Origin of the sequence: Cognatundibacterium aquatile (assembly GCF_014699135.1) — a bacterium.
Classification (GTDB): Bacteria; Pseudomonadota; Gammaproteobacteria; order Burkholderiales; family Burkholderiaceae_D; genus Undibacterium; species Undibacterium aquatile.
Genome location: NZ_JACOFT010000003.1, coordinates 207,161 through 222,888 on the forward strand (window position 1 = coordinate 207,161; position 15,728 = coordinate 222,888).

15 protein-coding genes are annotated in these 15,728 nt (G+C 49.3%); 6 read left to right on the top strand and 9 right to left on the bottom strand.

The annotated features are described in order from the left end of the window. Positions 1 to 9 precede the first annotated feature (9 nt). Together mnmA and H8K26_RS09525 are read right to left on the bottom strand one after the other, a co-directional pair. Positions 10 to 1,113 (bottom strand): tRNA 2-thiouridine(34) synthase MnmA, encoded by a 1,104-nt coding sequence (mnmA, locus tag H8K26_RS09520; protein ID WP_190479110.1) that lies wholly within the window; start codon positions 1,111 to 1,113, stop codon positions 10 to 12. Then, complete coding sequence (locus H8K26_RS09525; protein WP_186882917.1) at positions 1,110 to 1,580, bottom strand: NUDIX hydrolase; 471 nt, start codon at positions 1,578 to 1,580, stop codon at positions 1,110 to 1,112. Before H8K26_RS09525 ends, mnmA begins: the two co-directional genes overlap by 4 nt. Positions 1,581 to 2,066: 486 nt before the next feature. Here H8K26_RS09525 and H8K26_RS09530 point away from each other — a divergent pair, with 486 nt between their 5' ends. From H8K26_RS09530 to H8K26_RS09545, 4 genes are all read left to right on the top strand, one after another. Then, a complete protein-coding gene (locus H8K26_RS09530) occupies positions 2,067 to 3,182 on the top strand; it encodes a Re/Si-specific NAD(P)(+) transhydrogenase subunit alpha (RefSeq protein WP_190479112.1) in 1,116 nt (371 codons plus the stop codon). A 47-nt stretch (positions 3,183 to 3,229) separates the two neighbouring features. After that, the gene (gene panD, locus H8K26_RS09535; RefSeq protein ID WP_190479114.1) at positions 3,230 to 3,592 is read left to right on the top strand and encodes an aspartate 1-decarboxylase; all 363 of its coding nucleotides are present in this window, start codon (positions 3,230 to 3,232) and stop codon (positions 3,590 to 3,592) included. A 116-nt stretch (positions 3,593 to 3,708) separates the two neighbouring features. Then, on the top strand, positions 3,709 to 4,035 hold the full coding sequence (locus tag H8K26_RS09540; RefSeq protein WP_186882920.1) for an NAD(P) transhydrogenase subunit alpha part 2: 327 nt from the start codon (positions 3,709 to 3,711) through the stop codon (positions 4,033 to 4,035). Next, on the top strand, positions 4,035 to 5,480 hold the full coding sequence (locus H8K26_RS09545; protein ID WP_190479116.1) for an NAD(P)(+) transhydrogenase (Re/Si-specific) subunit beta: 1,446 nt from the start codon (positions 4,035 to 4,037) through the stop codon (positions 5,478 to 5,480). Before H8K26_RS09540 ends, H8K26_RS09545 begins: the two co-directional genes overlap by 1 nt. A 130-nt stretch (positions 5,481 to 5,610) precedes the next feature. Here the strand turns inward: H8K26_RS09545 and rocF are convergent, their stop codons facing one another. Continuing rightward, positions 5,611 to 6,522, bottom strand: a complete 912-nt coding sequence (gene rocF / locus H8K26_RS09550; RefSeq protein ID WP_186882922.1) for an arginase — start codon at positions 6,520 to 6,522, stop codon at positions 5,611 to 5,613. A 35-nt stretch (positions 6,523 to 6,557) separates the two neighbouring features. Further along, positions 6,558 to 7,649: an ornithine cyclodeaminase gene (locus H8K26_RS09555; RefSeq protein WP_186882923.1), complete on the bottom strand. Its 1,092-nt coding sequence runs from the start codon at positions 7,647 to 7,649 to the stop codon at positions 6,558 to 6,560. Positions 7,650 to 7,948: 299 nt separating this feature from the next. Between H8K26_RS09555 and H8K26_RS09560 the strand changes: the two genes are divergently transcribed. Then, positions 7,949 to 8,404 carry an Lrp/AsnC family transcriptional regulator gene (locus tag H8K26_RS09560; RefSeq protein WP_186882924.1) on the top strand — a complete coding sequence of 152 codons (456 nt, stop codon included), beginning with the start codon at positions 7,949 to 7,951 and terminating at the stop codon, positions 8,402 to 8,404. Positions 8,405 to 8,602: 198 nt separating this feature from the next. Here H8K26_RS09560 and H8K26_RS09565 read toward each other — a convergent pair whose 3' ends face one another. From H8K26_RS09565 to H8K26_RS09585, 5 genes are all read right to left on the bottom strand, one after another. Next, on the bottom strand, positions 8,603 to 8,815 hold the full coding sequence (locus tag H8K26_RS09565) for a hypothetical protein (protein ID WP_186882930.1): 213 nt from the start codon (positions 8,813 to 8,815) through the stop codon (positions 8,603 to 8,605). 120 nt (positions 8,816 to 8,935) lie between these two features. Further along, a complete protein-coding gene (locus H8K26_RS09570; RefSeq protein WP_223826940.1) occupies positions 8,936 to 10,129 on the bottom strand; it encodes an FAD-dependent monooxygenase in 1,194 nt (397 codons plus the stop codon). Next, positions 10,130 to 11,482: an aminopeptidase P N-terminal domain-containing protein gene (locus H8K26_RS09575; protein WP_190479118.1), complete on the bottom strand. Its 1,353-nt coding sequence runs from the start codon at positions 11,480 to 11,482 to the stop codon at positions 10,130 to 10,132. Positions 11,483 to 11,487: 5 nt separating this feature from the next. Continuing rightward, a complete protein-coding gene (murU, locus tag H8K26_RS09580; RefSeq protein WP_190479119.1) occupies positions 11,488 to 12,201 on the bottom strand; it encodes an N-acetylmuramate alpha-1-phosphate uridylyltransferase MurU in 714 nt (237 codons plus the stop codon). 10 nt (positions 12,202 to 12,211) lie between these two features. Then, complete coding sequence (locus tag H8K26_RS09585; protein ID WP_190479122.1) at positions 12,212 to 13,279, bottom strand: aminoglycoside phosphotransferase family protein; 1,068 nt, start codon at positions 13,277 to 13,279, stop codon at positions 12,212 to 12,214. A 98-nt stretch (positions 13,280 to 13,377) separates the two neighbouring features. On the opposite strand from H8K26_RS09585, the gene H8K26_RS09590 reads away from it, so the two are divergent. Further along, on the top strand, positions 13,378 to 15,666 hold the full coding sequence (locus tag H8K26_RS09590; RefSeq protein ID WP_223826941.1) for an LPS-assembly protein LptD: 2,289 nt from the start codon (positions 13,378 to 13,380) through the stop codon (positions 15,664 to 15,666). Positions 15,667 to 15,728: the final 62 nt, after the last annotated feature.

Consider the following 15,728-nt stretch of genomic DNA (forward strand, 5'->3'; position numbering starts at 1 on the left):
CCGCAAAATTCATTTTTCTGCGCTTGCAGAATGAATAATACCTCCGCCGAGACAGATGTCACCATCATACAAAACGGCAGATTGCCCCGGCGTAACCGCCCATTGTGCCTGATCGAAATGCAGATGGAATTGCTCATTATCTCCGGAGAAATCACAACTGACGTCGGGTTGACGATAGCGTGTTTTTGCTGATAACTGGCCGACTTCAGGAGCGTGGCCTGCGACCCAGCTTACCTGCGTTGCATCGAGTGCAGAAGACAGCAGCCAGGGATGATCGTGACCTTGTACTGCATACAGCGTATTTTCTGCCACATCTTTTCTTGCGACATACCACGCGTCGCTGCTGCCATCGGCATTCTGATGAGACTTGATGCCGCCGATGCCTATGCCTTTGCGTTGTCCTAAGGTATAAAAACTCAAACCGACGTGTTGTCCTATTGTTTCACCTTCAGGAGTTTTAATCGCTCCCGGTTTGTAAGACAGATAACGATTCAGAAATTCTCGGAAAGGACGTTCGCCGATAAAGCAAATTCCGGTCGAATCTTTCTTTTTCGCATTTGGCAATTGCAATTGCTCGGCAATTTTCCGGACTTCAGTTTTATGAATTTCACCTAAAGGAAATAAAGTGTTGGCGAGCTGCTTTTGATTTAACCTGTGCAAAAAATAGCTTTGATCTTTGCTGGCATCCAAGGCTTTCAATAACTGAAATTCGCCATTGACTTCCCGCACACGTGCATAGTGTCCTGTTGCGATATAGTCCGCGCCCAGCTTCATTGCGTGATCCAGAAATGCTTTAAATTTAATTTCAGCATTGCACAATACGTCCGGGTTTGGTGTGCGTCCGGCCTGATATTCGCGTAAGAATTCAGCAAACACGCGATCTTTATATTCACTGGCAAAATTGACTGCTTCTATATCGACGCCAACGACATCAGCGACGCTGACTGCATCTATCCAGTCTTCGCGGGTGGAGCAATACTCTGAGTCATCGTCATCTTCCCAGTTTTTCATAAAAAGGCCGATGACTTCATAGCCTTGTTCTTTTAGAAGCCATGCAGATACAGATGAATCAACGCCACCAGACATACCTATCACTACTCGTTTTTTACTCATAATACGCTCGGGTGTGTAAACAGTAAGGACAGCGGAGCACGCTTTCCTCGTAAATAGTCATCGATACATTGCAACACCAGCGGACTGCGATGGAGATGTTCTGCATTCAGTATTTCGTTGTAACTCATCCACATGGATCGCAGAATGCCTGTGTCCAGAGCGCGATCATGTTGCTGCCCGACTTCTCCCGTGAACGCGAAACGTAAATAAGTGACGTCTTCTCCGGTTTTAGGAGATGTGTAGCGTGATAGATAAGTACCGATCAGCGCCGTGGGTGTGAAGTCGTGTGCTGTTTCTTCCAGGGTTTCCCGTATCACCGCTTGTTCAAGTGATTCATTCGGGTCCAGATGGCCGGCAGGCTGGTTAATGCGAATGCCTTCGTTTGTTTCTTCTTCCACCATTAAAAAGCGTTTGTTACGCTCAATGATGGCGGCGACTGTGACGGATGGTTTCCAGATAGTTGACATAGCTTTTCTCAATAAGTCCGACATTTTACTTTGCCACGGGCGTTTGTGTCGTCTGTCGATATACTTGCGGGTTGCCCGACGCATCTCTAGCTGACTATTTTTTTATAATCTGCCGCTCTTACGGGATAAAACGGGGGAAATTGGCGACTCTTATCTCGCATAACATATTTGTGGTGAAAGGGAAAATAGTAGAAAGCCACAAAAACGAACGGTTGTTCTAAAAAACATTTTGCGTGTAATATCGTTGCCTATTATTAAATGTAAGAATCTGGTAAGCATTGTTGATTTTTGCATCAGATACTTGCTGCTGTTTTGAGGCTGTTGTTAGATTGAATCCGGTACCTGCCATCGCCGGATAGCACTGTTTGGATCAGATCGGTATTCATGTTCTGAACGGACCGAAGTCAGATACAGCAAGCATGTAATCGCTTGCATGTTTGCGATAAGCATAAAAAGATTTTATTTACTTAGTCAGGGAGCAAATCTATGAAAATCGGCATCCCCGCCGAGACTCGGCCCGGAGAGACGCGTGTTGCGGCAACTCCGGAAACCATTAAGAAGTACGTAGCTGCAAAACATCAGGTGATTGTGCAGTCTGGTGCTGGCGTGGCCTCGAGTATCACTGATGAAGCTTATCAAGCAGCAGGAGCTCAAATTGGTTCTGCTGCCGACGCATTTGGCGCTGAACTGGTGCTGAAAGTGCGTGCCCCGGATGCTGACGAACGGACTTTGATCAAGTCCGGTACAACGTTAGTGGGCATGCTGAATCCTTTCGATACTGAAAATATTGCAGTGATGGCCGCACACGGTCTGAATGCATTCGCTCTGGAAGCTGCACCGCGCATTACCCGTGCGCAGTCACTCGACGTGCTGTCTTCTCAGGCAAACATTGCTGGTTATAAAGCAGTGATGTTGGCTGCAAATACTTATCAGCGCTTTATGCCTATGCTGATGACTGCAGCCGGAACGGTAAAAGCGGCTCGTGTTTTAATCATGGGCGTCGGTGTTGCTGGTTTGCAGGCAATTGCGACGGCGAAACGTCTGGGCGCAGTGATTGAAGCATCCGACGTCAGGCCTCCCGTTAAAGAGCAGGTCGAATCGCTCGGCGCAAAATTCATTGATGTACCGTACGAGACAGATGAAGAGCGGGAAATTGCCAAGGGCGTTGGTGGTTATGCGCGCCCTATGCCAGCCGCCTGGATGGCGCGTCAGGCGGCACTGGTTCATGAACGAGCCAAACAGGCAGATATTATCATTACTACCGCACTGATCCCGGGAAGGAAAGCACCGGTTTTGATTTCGGAAGAAACTGTCAAAGCGATGAAACCAGGATCGGTCATTGTCGATATGGCGGTGGAGCAGGGTGGTAATTGTCCTTTGTCTGAATTGAACAAAACAGTCACTAAATATGGTGTGCACATTATCGGCGAACCGAATCTGGCGACCCTGGTTGCGGCAGACGCGTCGGCCTTGTATGCACGCAACGTGTTGGATTTTCTGAAATTAATTATCGACAAAGATGCCGGACTGGCGATTAATCGTGAAGATGAAATCGTTGCAGCAACTCTGGTTTGTGCGGGCGGTGAGGTACTGAAGAAATAAAACAGATTTTAAGTTTTTTGTAACAAGCAATAGAAAGTAGAAATACCATGCAAAGAAATATGCTCCGCGCCAAAATTCATCGCGCATCTGTGACCCAGTGCGATCTCCACTACGAAGGTTCATGTGGAATTGATGAAGATCTGCTCGACGCCGCGAATATCATCGAGAACGAACAGATTGAGCTGTATAACGTCAATAATGGTGAGCGCTTTTCCACTTATGCCATCAAAGGTAAACGTGGAAGTGGCGAGATCTCCCTGAATGGCGCTGCAGCCCGCAAGGTGCAATTGGGTGATTTGATGATTATCTGCACATACGCGCCGATGACGGAAGAGGAAGCGCGTAATCACAAACCGAATGTGGTATTTGTGAACGCAAAAAACCAGATCACCAGTCTGAAAGAGTATTGAGACAATATTGGCGAGGCAGCATCTGGACTGAATCTGTAAAATTTTCAGACTGGTTGCTCCTCGCGACAGTATCGTCTGCTTTTGCATGTCTTAATCCATACTACAGAGAGGACATCATGGAAGTAAGTCATACCCTAACCAACCTCATCATTTTTGTACTGGCAATTTATGTCGGTTATCACGTGGTGTGGACGGTTACTCCCGCATTGCACACGCCATTAATGGCCGTGACTAATGCGATTTCTGCCATCATCATCGTTGGCGCCATGCTGGCAGCAGGACTGACTGAAGGTTTGCTGGCACAGGTGATGGGAACCGTTGCGGTGGCGCTGGCTGCTGTGAACGTGTTCGGCGGATTTCTGGTTACCCAGAGAATGCTGGAAATGTTTAAGAAGAAGGAACCTAAGGCAACGCCGACCAACGCCAGCAAGGAGAGCAAATAATGAGCATGAATCTGGTCACGATGCTCTATCTGATTGCATCTGTTTGTTTTATTCAAGCGTTAAAAGGTTTGTCGCATCCATCGACGGCTAGACGTGGTAACGCTTTCGGCATGATGGGAATGGCCGTCGCTGTCGCTACGACCATTGCCTTGATCGTTAAGCTGAAAACCGAAGCAGCAGGTGGTGGCTTAGGTTATGGTCTCGTCGCACTGGGGGTGATTGTCGGTGGCGGCATTGGCGCTACATTGGCAAAACGGGTCGAAATGACCAAGATGCCAGAGCTGGTTGCAGCAATGCATTCACTAATCGGTTTGGCGGCAGTGTGTATTGCAGTGTCGGTCGTTGCAGAACCGTGGATTTTCAATATTACGACACGTGATGTTGCGATTCCTTTCGGTAATCGTCTTGAGTTATTTATCGGTACGTTTGTTGGTGCGATCACGTTCTCAGGTTCCGTGATTGCGTTTGGTAAATTGTCGGGTAAATATAAGTTCCGCTTGTTTCAGGGCGCACCTGTCAGTTTTACAGGACAACACTTTTTGAATCTGATCCTAGCGATCACGATGGTCGGGCTCGGACTGATCTTCTGCTTTGCGCCTGGTACAGAACCGGCATGGATACCGTTTGTGTTGATGGCGCTGATCGCATTTGTATTGGGTGTGCTGATCATCATTCCTATCGGTGGTGCCGACATGCCAGTCGTGGTCTCCATGCTGAATAGTTATTCAGGCTGGGCTGCTGCAGGGATCGGTTTCTCCCTGAATAACTCAATGCTGATTATCGCCGGTTCATTAGTTGGCTCATCTGGTGCGATTCTTTCTTACATCATGTGTAAGGCAATGAACCGCTCCTTCTTTAATGTGATTCTTGGTGGTTTTGGTGGCGCGCCCGCCGAGGCTGCTGCCGGTGGGCAGGCACAACGGAACGTGAAATCCGGTTCCGCTGACGACGTTGCGTTTTTGTTGGGAAATGCGGAAACAGTCATTATTGTTCCAGGCTACGGTCTTGCCGTGGCACGCGCTCAGCATGCGCTGAAAGAGTTGACTGAGAAACTGACGCACAAAGGCATTACCGTAAAATATGCAATTCATCCTGTAGCAGGGCGTATGCCTGGACACATGAATGTGCTGCTGGCAGAAGCGGAAGTACCATACGACCAGGTGTTTGAGATGGAAGATATCAATAGCGAATTTGGTCAGGCAGACGTCGTGCTGGTACTCGGTGCTAACGACGTCGTCAATCCTGCAGCAAAAGATCCAAAATCGCCGATCGCAGGTATGCCAATTCTTGAGGCCTACAAAGCAAAAACCATCATCGTGAATAAACGCTCTATGGCGTCCGGCTATGCTGGTTTGGACAATGAATTGTTCTACATGGACAAGACCATGATGGTGTTCGGTGACGCTAAAAAGGTCATTGAAGATATGGTGAAAGCGGTAGAGTAATCGTAGCAGTTGATGAACGAAAAAAAATCCCCGTTATTCAGCGGGGATTTTTTATTTTGACCGTGCATGCCAATGTAGTATCGGGCTTGAACTGAGTTCTTCTGTAACGGTGCAGAGCTACAACATGGTTCTACATTCTCACCAATGTTGATTTGCCAAACAAACTCTCGATCAGATCGACTGCGAGAATTGCGGTCTGGTTGCGAATGTCCAGCGCTGGATTTAATTCCACCAGATCAAGTGATGCCAACAAGCCGGTATCTGCAATCATTTCCATACACAGTTGTGCTTCACGGTAGGTCGGGCCTCCCAATACCGCAGTACCCACACCCGGAGCGATACCAGGGTCGAGGCAATCCATGTCAAAGCTGACGTGCAGATGCGTGTCAGCATCCAGATCTGCCAGCGCCGAGCTCATCACATTGCGCATGCCATATTCATCAATGTAGCGCATGTCGAATACCTGCATTCCCATGTCGTGGATAAACTTTTTTTCGCCAGCATCCACACTGCGAATGCCTATCAGGCGGATATCTGCAGGCTGTATCGCAGGAGTATGCCCGGCATAACTGATGAGTTCCTGCGGGCCATGCCCCATCAGGCACGCAACTGGCATTCCATGAATATTACCGGTCGGGCTGATGGTGGATAAATTACTGTCCGCATGCGCATCAAACCACAATACACGCAGCTTCTTTCCTGCGCGTCGGCAATGTGCCGCAACCGCGCTGATCGAGCCGATGGCGAGGCAATGATCGCCACCCAGCATCATAGGAATATGACCTTGCATCAACGCCTGATTGACCGCATCGTAGACTGCCTGATTCCAGTCGATTGCTTCTTTCAGGTGTCGTAAGCCATTGACTGGTTGTTGCCACGGATTGGCCGGGCCGTGCAGATTGCCGTGATCAACAACATTAAACTGACGGGCGGCAAGCGCTTCGTTGAGTCCTGCAACTCTCAGTGCGTCTGGCCCCATGCCAGCACCTCTGACGCTCGCACCAACATCCGTTGGCGCACCGATTAAAGAAATAGTCTTCATTCTTTTTTAATTATGTGGGTGAGATGGGCGCAAGTTTAAGCTGGAGTGGGTATTTCAGGAAGGCCATCATATTCTTTTTCATTGTTAAGCAGGTTGGTATCGCTATTTTCTGTGCTGCTTACACCCAAGCCGAACAGATCTTTAGGATTGTGCATTACAGGCAGCAGATCAAGTTCGGTCGAAGATTGCTGCATGACGTATTTTTCCAGATAACGCATCGCAGAGAAATCCTCCAGTGCAAAGCCGACAGAATCAAAGATAGTTATATTCTCCGCACTTTGGCGATAGGTGCTGCCTGAGCGCAGGATAGTCCACAATTCAGTCACCTGGAAGTCTGCCGGCATTTGCTGCAACTCCCCTTCAATGCGCGATTGTGGTTCGTATTCGACAACGACGTTGGCTCGTTGCAGAATTGCCGCGTGCAGTTCCGTTTTTCCTGGGCAGTCACCACCGACGGCGTTGATGTGCATACCCGGTTCTATCATGTCCGGCGTCAGAATTGTCGCATTGGTTTTATCTGCGGTGACCGTCGTGATCACATCTGCACCTTTGACTGCATCAGCGACAGAGTCGGCACGAATGACGCGTATTTGAGGATAAGCGCGTAAATTACGCACCAGCTTATCGCTGGCCTTCTGATCAATATCGTAAATTCGTAATTCCTTGATTCCCAACATCGTATAGAACGCAATGGCCTGAAATTCACTCTGTGCGCCATTACCTATTAACGCCATGCTGCGACAGTTTTTGCGCGCCAGATATTTAGCAGCCATTGCCGATGTGGCCGCGGTACGTATTGCTGTTGTCAGTGTTAACTCCGATAACAGACGTGGATAACCTGTAGCAACATCGGCCAATACGCCGAAGGCAGTGACAGTCAGTAAACCTGCTTCCGTGTTTTTTGGGTGACCATTGACATACTTGAATGAATAGTTGCGTCCATCAGAAATCGGCATCAGTTCTATGACGCCAACATCCGAATGATTTGCAACTCTGGCAGATTTGTCGAAGCATTCCCAGCGCAGATAGTCTTCCTCAATCATTGCCGCCATGCGGGTAATGGCTCTCTCCAGTCCGACCTCGCGCAGATGTCGTTGCATGTCTTGTGTTCCAATGAAAGTGACCATGATGTTCTCCTTAGTAGATATGGTGAGCAGAAACATCGTCACTGGAGTTGATCTGCTGGCGAGCAGGTACTGCAGAAGCTGCTGCGAAATTTTCTGAATTTCGCAAAAGCCTCACGCATCTGTGTGCGTTGTTGAATGACGTGTTCTATAGAAGATTGTAGTCAGTCACGTCAAAAATTAGATTGCTAAATTCGATGATTTATTTATTAAAAAAGAAATTTAATTTCATATATCTATAATTAGTATGTTTAAATTTCTAAAATAAGATTCTTAATAAAATATATCGATGAGAGGTTGAGATGGATAATTATGATCGTAGCATTTTGCGTTGCTTGCAAGAAGATGGGCGTATGAGTAATTTGCATCTGGCTGAGCAGATACATTTATCGGCGCCACAAACCTTACGCCGGGTCAGAACGCTGGAAGAAAAAAAAGTGATACGCGGCTACGTTGCGCAAGTTGCACCTGAGGCCGTTGGTCTCGGCGTCATGGCGTTTGTGAACCTGTCGCTGGATCGCGAACAGTTTCGTAATGTGCGTGAGGTTGAACGTCAACTGATGGCATTCCCCGACATCATTGAATGCCACACTATTTCAGGCGACTTCGATTACATTCTCAAGGTTGTCGCCAAAGATCTCAAAAGTTTGTCGCAGTTTCTGACGGATACACTGATGCAGGTATCTGGCGTAGCTTCTCTGCGTTCGATGATTTGCATGGAGGAAATTAAACCGGTCAGCGGTTTGCCGATAAACTGACTGTCGTGTGATCTGAGTTTTTCTCTGACAAACGTTGCGGCGATTTGTCCGCATTATCTTGTGATTATCGTTGAGATAAGAGTGACGCAGCTAATTGCCTTGCATATGATGGAAACAATGCGCAGCGACCTCGCTCCAGCACCGTAATTTTGATGTGGGGAAGGGCGACAACCCTTCCGGATGAGATGCAGACGCCGTTCAGCGTGCGAAGGAAAAACGCAGTGCAAATTTCCTGAAATGGCGATAGCTGGCACCAAGTTTTTGCAGGGAATCGAGTGATTCAGAAAGGGATTCGCCGTCTTTTGCAAAGCTGACGCGGAAATCTTCGTAGGCTGCTTCCAGCACGGTGGCGAGCTGATGGTTGTATAAACGGCTGTAATTCAGTGCGCGTCTTTTCGTGCGTAATTTCATGGTGTTTCCTTAAATATTGGCAATACAGGGGCGGATTATAGCCTGTTTAAAAAAAGCACTGCGTTAAAACCCAGTAAGGCAATCAATGCGAGTATCAGACCTGATCAGCACTAATCCGTCTTATTCGCGCCAGCCGTACATCATATGTCCGGCCAGCACATCGCGTGCTGGTTTGTATATATCGACGACACTAAGACCCAAGCCCAGCAGCGATTGCGTCAATGAGCCATCTGGCGTACTGGCAAAGATGCGAGCCAGCGTATCGGTCAGGCGTATCGTGATGTTGCGGTCGGCTTGTCTTTGCCGGATGAATTGTTCCAATGCCGCCGCTGGCTGATCCAGTTGATGCGCATGGCGGCTCAGGCAACGTGCCAGCACGAACGTATCACGCAATCCCAGATTTAGCCCTTGTCCTGCCACCGGATGCAAAGTCTGGGCTGCGTTACCTATGCTGACGGTGCGGGCTGTTGCGTGTGCCTGCGCATTCAGACCTAGCGGGTAAGATACCCGTTCTGATACCTTTTGCAGTTGCCCTATGCGATTACCGAACGCCTGTTGTAAGGCTTGTTTAAAGTGCAGATCATCGGCTGCTAATAATTGCTCGGCCACAGTTGGACGCACACACCAGACCAGCGCATAACCATCTTCTTGCGGCAATAGGGCGAGCGGCCCTTGTTCGGTAAACCGCTCAAACGCCCGGTGCAGCAAAGGCTGATCGCTGGTGACATGGGCGATGATGGCGATTTGCTGATAATCGTGGCGGTGCGTGCGTGCAGACTGATCGGAAAATGTTCCACCTTCGGCTTGCACAACCACGTTGGCGCTCATGCTGATGTTGTCGCCAGTGACAGGATGTTGCAGATTCAGGCGGACATGGTCACCTGCCTCGTCCAGACTGCTGACCAGTAAGGGCCGGTGAATCCGGATACCGGCGTGGGCGATCTCTCTTTGCATCGGTGCAATGATGTCGCCGTAACGGGCAACATAACCTAAGGCTGGCACCGCATAATCATTGGCTTTGATCAGGCTGCGTCCGAAATGCCCGCGTCGTGAGACATGAATTTCGCTGATCTGCGTTGCTTTGACTGGCCAACTGCCCGCCATCTCTAAAATTTGCTGACTGCCGGCAGACAGCGCAATCGAGCGTGCATCCTGCTCTGCCTGTGCGCTGGTTTTTCCATCAAATAAGGCGATCCGGTCTGCCGCGATACCCTGTTTATGCAACAGCAAGGCAAGCGCCTGACCGGCAGGGCCAGCGCCGCAAATGGCGATGTCGACATCATTGATAATGGCGTGCGTTGTTGGTTTCATCATTTATGTAGTACGCATTTCTGCTTCAATTTCTGCCACCGTTTTTGGTGTGTTGCTGCTCAGATTCCGATGGCCCTCAGCAGTGATCAGGATATCGTCTTCGATGCGGATACCGATATTCCAGAATTCTTTCGGTACATCGGGTGCTGGCTGCACGTAGATGCCCGGCTCTATCGTAATGACCATCCCTGCCTGCAAAAGACGATAAGGCTTTTCGTCGCCGCTATATTCATTTTCTCTGTAATTGCCGACGTCATGTACATCTAACCCCAGCCAGTGTCCGGTGCCATGCATATAAAAACGCCGGTAAGCCTGATTTGCCAAGGCATCGTCCAGATTGCCGACACTATTTTTATTCAACAAACCTGTATCCAGCATTCCCTGCGTTAAAACGCGCAAGGCTGCGTGATGCCCATCCATATACCGGCTGCCCGGATGCGCGCAGTCCAGTGCTGCCTGCTGTGCTGCCAGCACGATGTTATACAAGGTTTTCTGTGCGGGGCTGAAACGGCCATTGGCTGGAAACGTACGCGTGATATCGGAAGCGTAACTGTTGAATTCGCAGCCCGCATCGATCAGGATCAAATCTCCGTCTTTTATCTGCGCCCGGTTGCTCTGATAATGAAGAATACAGGCATTGGCCCCGCTGGCAACGATGGAGCCATAGGCGGGTGACTGTGCTCCCTGACGAAGAAACTCATGCAGTAATTCGGCTTCGAGTTCATATTCAAACAGACCCGGACGGGCGCTGCGCATGGCTCGCGTATGTGCCGTTGCAGAGATGCTGGCGGCGCGTTGCATCAGTACGATTTCTGTCTCGTCTTTGATCAGTCGCATTTCATCCAGCAAGACCCGCACGTCCAATGTGCGTGCCGGAGCCTGAATCCCTGTCCGGCTTCTGGCGCGTACTGCCTGTAGCCATTGATGTACCTGCGTGTCCAGATGCGGTTCTGCAGCAGTGCTGTAAAACAAGGTGTGCGCATCGGCCAGAAAATCCGGCATTTCAGTGTCGATATTGTCGATGGCATCAGCGAGATCAAAGCCGAATGCAGTTTTAGCTGCAGCTGGTCCGAAGCGGAAACCATCCCAGATTTCCCGTTCGGGATTTTTCTCACGGCAAAACAATATCGATTTTTCTTCATTTGCATTGGCAACTAACACCAATACTGCTTCGGGCTCATCAAAGCCGGACAGATAATAAAAATAGCTGTCGTGCCGGAATGGAAACGGATTATCGTTGTTACGGATATGTTCCTGTGCAGTTGGAATGATGGCGACACCACCGCCATGCGCCCGCATCAGCGCCATCAGTCGCTGGCGGCGGAGCTGGAAATGGGCATGGCTGTGTTTTTGCATTGCTTTCACCGCTTGAACGTCAACGGCGCATTGAGTGCATGTAACTGATCCGGAGTCCCAAGATTATGCCATTCGCCGCGATACAATTCGCCGCCGATGCGACCTGCATCGATATATTCACGCAGCAGCGGGCCGAGCTTGGCGTAATCGCCGGGGCGTATGCTGGCAAACATTTCCGGGCGGTACACGCCGACATTGGCAAAGGTATGCCTTGGTGTGCCTTCGTTCGACAGCCCCATCAGCGTCATTGAAAAGTCGCCACCGGGATGAAAGGAGGGATTTTTCACCATGTAAAGCCAGGCGATATCGCGCTGATCGGCAGGGTGCGGATTGCCCCATGGATCACTATCTTCCAAGGTATTCAGACATTCTTTGAAATCAAAATGCGGAATGTAAATATCGGCCGACACAACGACAAACGGATCATCGCCAATCAGCGGCAGCGCTTTGGCGATACCGCCGGCGGTTTCAAGCGCACTGGTTTCCGCTGAATATTGGATATGCACGCCGAATTGAGAGCCATCACCCAGTGCATCTTCTATCATGTGACCCAGGTGCGCATGGTTGATGACGATGTCGGTGATGCCTGCCTTAGCCAGATTCAGTAAGTGCCAGACGATCAGCGGCCTGCCACGCACCTTCAGTAAGGGTTTAGGGCAATCATCGGTCAGCGGGCGCATGCGTTCACCGCGTCCCGCTGCGAGTAACATGGCTTTCATTATCGTCGCCTCAGAATGTATAGCCAACTTGTGGCGCGGTATTTTCTAATTCATCAAGTAATCGCAACAGCGGCACCAGTTCTTTATAACGATGTGCGGTCTTGCGGATATATTCCATGACAGTTGGAATGTCTGCGAGATAAGTGTCTTTGCCATCGCGGTGCGACAAGCGGGTAAAAATGCCGAGAATTTTCAGATGACGTTGTAAGCCCATCCATTCAAAATCACGATAAAAATTGTCGATGTCGGTAGGAACCGGCAAGCCTGCACGTTTGGCCTTTTCCCAGTAACGGATGGCCCAATCGAGCACCATTTCTTCGTCCCATTGTACATACGCATCACGTAACAAGGACACCAGATCGTAAGTAAGAGGACCATATACGGCATCCTGGAAATCAACGATGCCGGGATTGCCTTTGTCCATCCACATCAGATTGCGCGAGTGAAAATCGCGGTGCACAAAGACTTGTGGTTGCGCCATTGCGCTGGCGAGCAGATGATCAAAAACCTTGTCCAGAGTTTTGGTTTGTGCTTCGGTGAGGGTGACGCCCAGATGTTTGCCGATATACCACTCAGTAAAAATATTCAGTTCACGCAACAGAAATGCGCGATCGTATTCAGGCAACACATCAGGCTGGCTCTGGGTTTGCAGCAAGACCAGGCTGTCTATCGCATCCAGATACAGTTTATGAGCGGTGTCATTATTCAGTACATGGGCATAGGTATGTTGCCCCATATCACTGACCAGCAGAAAGCCCTGAGTCAGATCTTGCGCAAAAATTTCCGGTACAGATAAATTCATTTGCCGGAACAGATCGGCAACCTTGATATAGGCCGCTGAATTTTCCGTGGCGGGTGGGGCATCGACGGCGATCAGGCTGTTGCCACTTTTTGTGTCAATTCGGTAGAACTGGCGAAAACTGGCATCAGCTGACGCCGGACGCATCGTTTCTATCAGCAATTCCTGATCCGGAAGATTTGTCAGCCATTCACGCAGAGCGAGGCGGCGTTCTTCTTTTTTATCCGGCAAAGCGGGATTTTGTGTCGGTGTTTGCGTCGGTGTAACGGTGGATGACATGGGTAAAATAATAAGAGAGTTAGTTTGTCTGCACTGTTCAGCTGGTTTTCTCAGCATTTCACCTATAATAGGCGACTGATTTCTGGCGGATTGTCTGAATGATACCGACCAGCATGCTTGCAAAACGCTTACTGACCTCTGAATACATGCGCAGGAAACCCGTATTATCTCACTCACCGCTGATGTTTCCTACTATCCCCGCGATTGTCGTGTCGGTGCTCGTACCGGCCTTCTTTGCGCAGGCGCAGGCGCAAACAACAGCTCCTCAGAGCTTTGAGGAAGATCTGGTACTACGCCAGAAAAATAATCAAACCAAAGCTGACGATAAAAACGCCCCGACGACCGTGCAGTCAGAACGTCTGTGGGGAAGGCCAGAGCGATTTATCCACTTTGAAAATGATGTTGAAGTGGTAAAAGGTGCGACGACCATGAACGCAGATAAGGCCACTTATCGCTTTCTTGAAGATGAGGTCGATGCTGAAGGGAAGGTCAGTTTGCAGCGTAATGGTGATTGTTACAAAGGGGATAGCGCTCGCATCCAGCTTGACTCAAGCTCCGGCAATGTGATCAACCCTGTGTACAAACTGTTGCGTAACAACGCGCAGGGCAAAGCGGAAAAAATCGATTTTATTGATGAAGAGCGTTCTCTCATTCATCAGGGAACTTACAGTACTTGTGATGGGCTTGATCCGGATTGGTATTTGCGCGCTGAAACACTGGACCTCGATACCGGTCTTGATAAAGGGATCGCAGGCAAATCCGTACTATACTTTCTGGGAACGCCAATTCTGGCGACGCCTTCGCTGACATTTCCGTTGTCAGGCGCGCGTCATTCAGGTTTCCTGCCACCGGTTTTCGGCGCTTCATCCAAGGGCGGTGCAGAATTTGCTTTACCCTATTATTTCAATATTGCACCGAATCGTGATCTGACTTTATATCCTAAGGTGATTTCACGTCGTGGCTTGCAGCTTGGTGCTGAAGGGCGCTATCTGGGCGAAACCTATCGTGGCGAAACCAGTCTTGAGGGGCTCAATAATGATCGCGTCACGAATACCAATCGCTATGCGCTGACGTCTGTTCATCAGCAACAACTGCTGCCAGAGCTGGCGCTGAACTGGAATCTGAATTACGCGTCAGACGATAATTATCCGTCGGATTTTTCAAATTCGATTACCAAGACTTCGCAGCGTTTATTATTGCGCGACATTAATTTCACGTATACCGGATCGTTCTGGAATCTGAATTTACGTGCCAGTAACTATCAGGTGCTGCAGGATTATGCAGCACCTATTGCCCGGCCGTATGATCGTTTACCGCAACTGCAATTTCATGCCGAACAGCATGATGTGAAAGGATTTGACTGGTCCGCAGATGCAATGCTGACGCGCTTCTGGCATCCCACGCAAGTCCGTGGTGACAGGCTGGTTCTGAATCCACAGGTCTCATTCCCTATGGTTGAACCTGGCTATTTTGTGGTGCCGAAAGTTTCTTTGCATGCGACCACTTATCAGTTGTCCAATATCGTTCCCGGTCAGGACCCGAATTTCCACCGTGTCGTTCCGACTTTTTCTGTTGACAGCGGTCTGGTGTTTGAACGGCAATCCACTTTGTTGGGGAAAGAAGTCACACAAACGCTGGAACCGCGCTTGTTCTATGTACGTACACCGTATCGCGAACAGTCTGCTTTCCCTAATTTTGACAGCGGTGTAGCTGATTTCAATTTTGCGCAGATTTTTAGTGAAAATCGTTTTACCGGCCAGGATCGTATCGGTGACGCCAATCAGATTACCGCCGCATTGGTCTCCCGCTATATCGAAATGGATGGTGAGGAAAGACTTAAACTTGCGTTGGGGCAGCGCTTTTATTTCAATACCCAGCGCGTGACGCTGGATAACGTGAACAGCCCGAGTCGTTCAGACTTATTACTGGCAGCATCTGGAAAAGTCTCACCGACTTTGTCGGCAGACGCCGCTTTGCAGTTGAATCAGAGTACCCATCAATCGGTGCAGGCAAGTTATGGTATACGCTGGCAACCTGAAGTAAAAAAAATCTTGAATCTGTCTTACCGCCTGCAACGGGATACATTGAAACAGCTCGATATTTCGGGACAATGGCCGATTGCGAATCGCTGGTATGCCGTCGGTCGCAGCAATTATTCTTTGATGGATAAGCGCGTTGTTGATGGTCTGGTTGGTTTCGAATACAAGGCCGATTGCTGGTCTTTACGCTTCCTCGCGCAGCGTTTTGCGGTGAACAGTACTAATAATAATTCAGGTTTTTCAATTCAGCTTGAACTGAACGGTTTAGCGCGATTGGGTATCGGTAATAACCCGATCGAGGCGTTAAAAAGGAATATCTCCGGTTATCAACCGATTAGTGAGCGTTAATTGACGTTCGTTTAGACGAGAAAAAAGCCATTGACGATTTTCTCTGCAGCAATGTCAGGATG

What these genes read in the sequence shown, in the direction of transcription:
- mnmA (WP_190479110.1), bottom strand. Translation starts at nt 1,113, where the DNA reads ATGAGTAAAAAACGAGTAGTGATAGGTATGTCTGGTGGCGTTGATTCA.
- H8K26_RS09525 (WP_186882917.1), bottom strand. Translation starts at nt 1,580, where the DNA reads ATGTCAACTATCTGGAAACCATCCGTCACAGTCGCCGCCATCATTGAG.
- H8K26_RS09530 (WP_190479112.1), top strand. Translation starts at nt 2,067, where the DNA reads ATGAAAATCGGCATCCCCGCCGAGACTCGGCCCGGAGAGACGCGTGTT.
- panD (WP_190479114.1), top strand. Translation starts at nt 3,230, where the DNA reads ATGCAAAGAAATATGCTCCGCGCCAAAATTCATCGCGCATCTGTGACC.
- H8K26_RS09540 (WP_186882920.1), top strand. Translation starts at nt 3,709, where the DNA reads ATGGAAGTAAGTCATACCCTAACCAACCTCATCATTTTTGTACTGGCA.
- H8K26_RS09545 (WP_190479116.1), top strand. Translation starts at nt 4,035, where the DNA reads ATGAGCATGAATCTGGTCACGATGCTCTATCTGATTGCATCTGTTTGT.
- rocF (WP_186882922.1), bottom strand. Translation starts at nt 6,522, where the DNA reads ATGAAGACTATTTCTTTAATCGGTGCGCCAACGGATGTTGGTGCGAGC.
- H8K26_RS09555 (WP_186882923.1), bottom strand. Translation starts at nt 7,649, where the DNA reads ATGGTCACTTTCATTGGAACACAAGACATGCAACGACATCTGCGCGAG.
- H8K26_RS09560 (WP_186882924.1), top strand. Translation starts at nt 7,949, where the DNA reads ATGGATAATTATGATCGTAGCATTTTGCGTTGCTTGCAAGAAGATGGG.
- H8K26_RS09565 (WP_186882930.1), bottom strand. Translation starts at nt 8,815, where the DNA reads ATGAAATTACGCACGAAAAGACGCGCACTGAATTACAGCCGTTTATAC.
- H8K26_RS09570 (WP_223826940.1), bottom strand. Translation starts at nt 10,129, where the DNA reads ATGATGAAACCAACAACGCACGCCATTATCAATGATGTCGACATCGCC.
- H8K26_RS09575 (WP_190479118.1), bottom strand. Translation starts at nt 11,482, where the DNA reads ATGCAAAAACACAGCCATGCCCATTTCCAGCTCCGCCGCCAGCGACTG.
- murU (WP_190479119.1), bottom strand. Translation starts at nt 12,201, where the DNA reads ATGAAAGCCATGTTACTCGCAGCGGGACGCGGTGAACGCATGCGCCCG.
- H8K26_RS09585 (WP_190479122.1), bottom strand. Translation starts at nt 13,279, where the DNA reads ATGTCATCCACCGTTACACCGACGCAAACACCGACACAAAATCCCGCT.
- H8K26_RS09590 (WP_223826941.1), top strand. Translation starts at nt 13,378, where the DNA reads ATGATACCGACCAGCATGCTTGCAAAACGCTTACTGACCTCTGAATAC.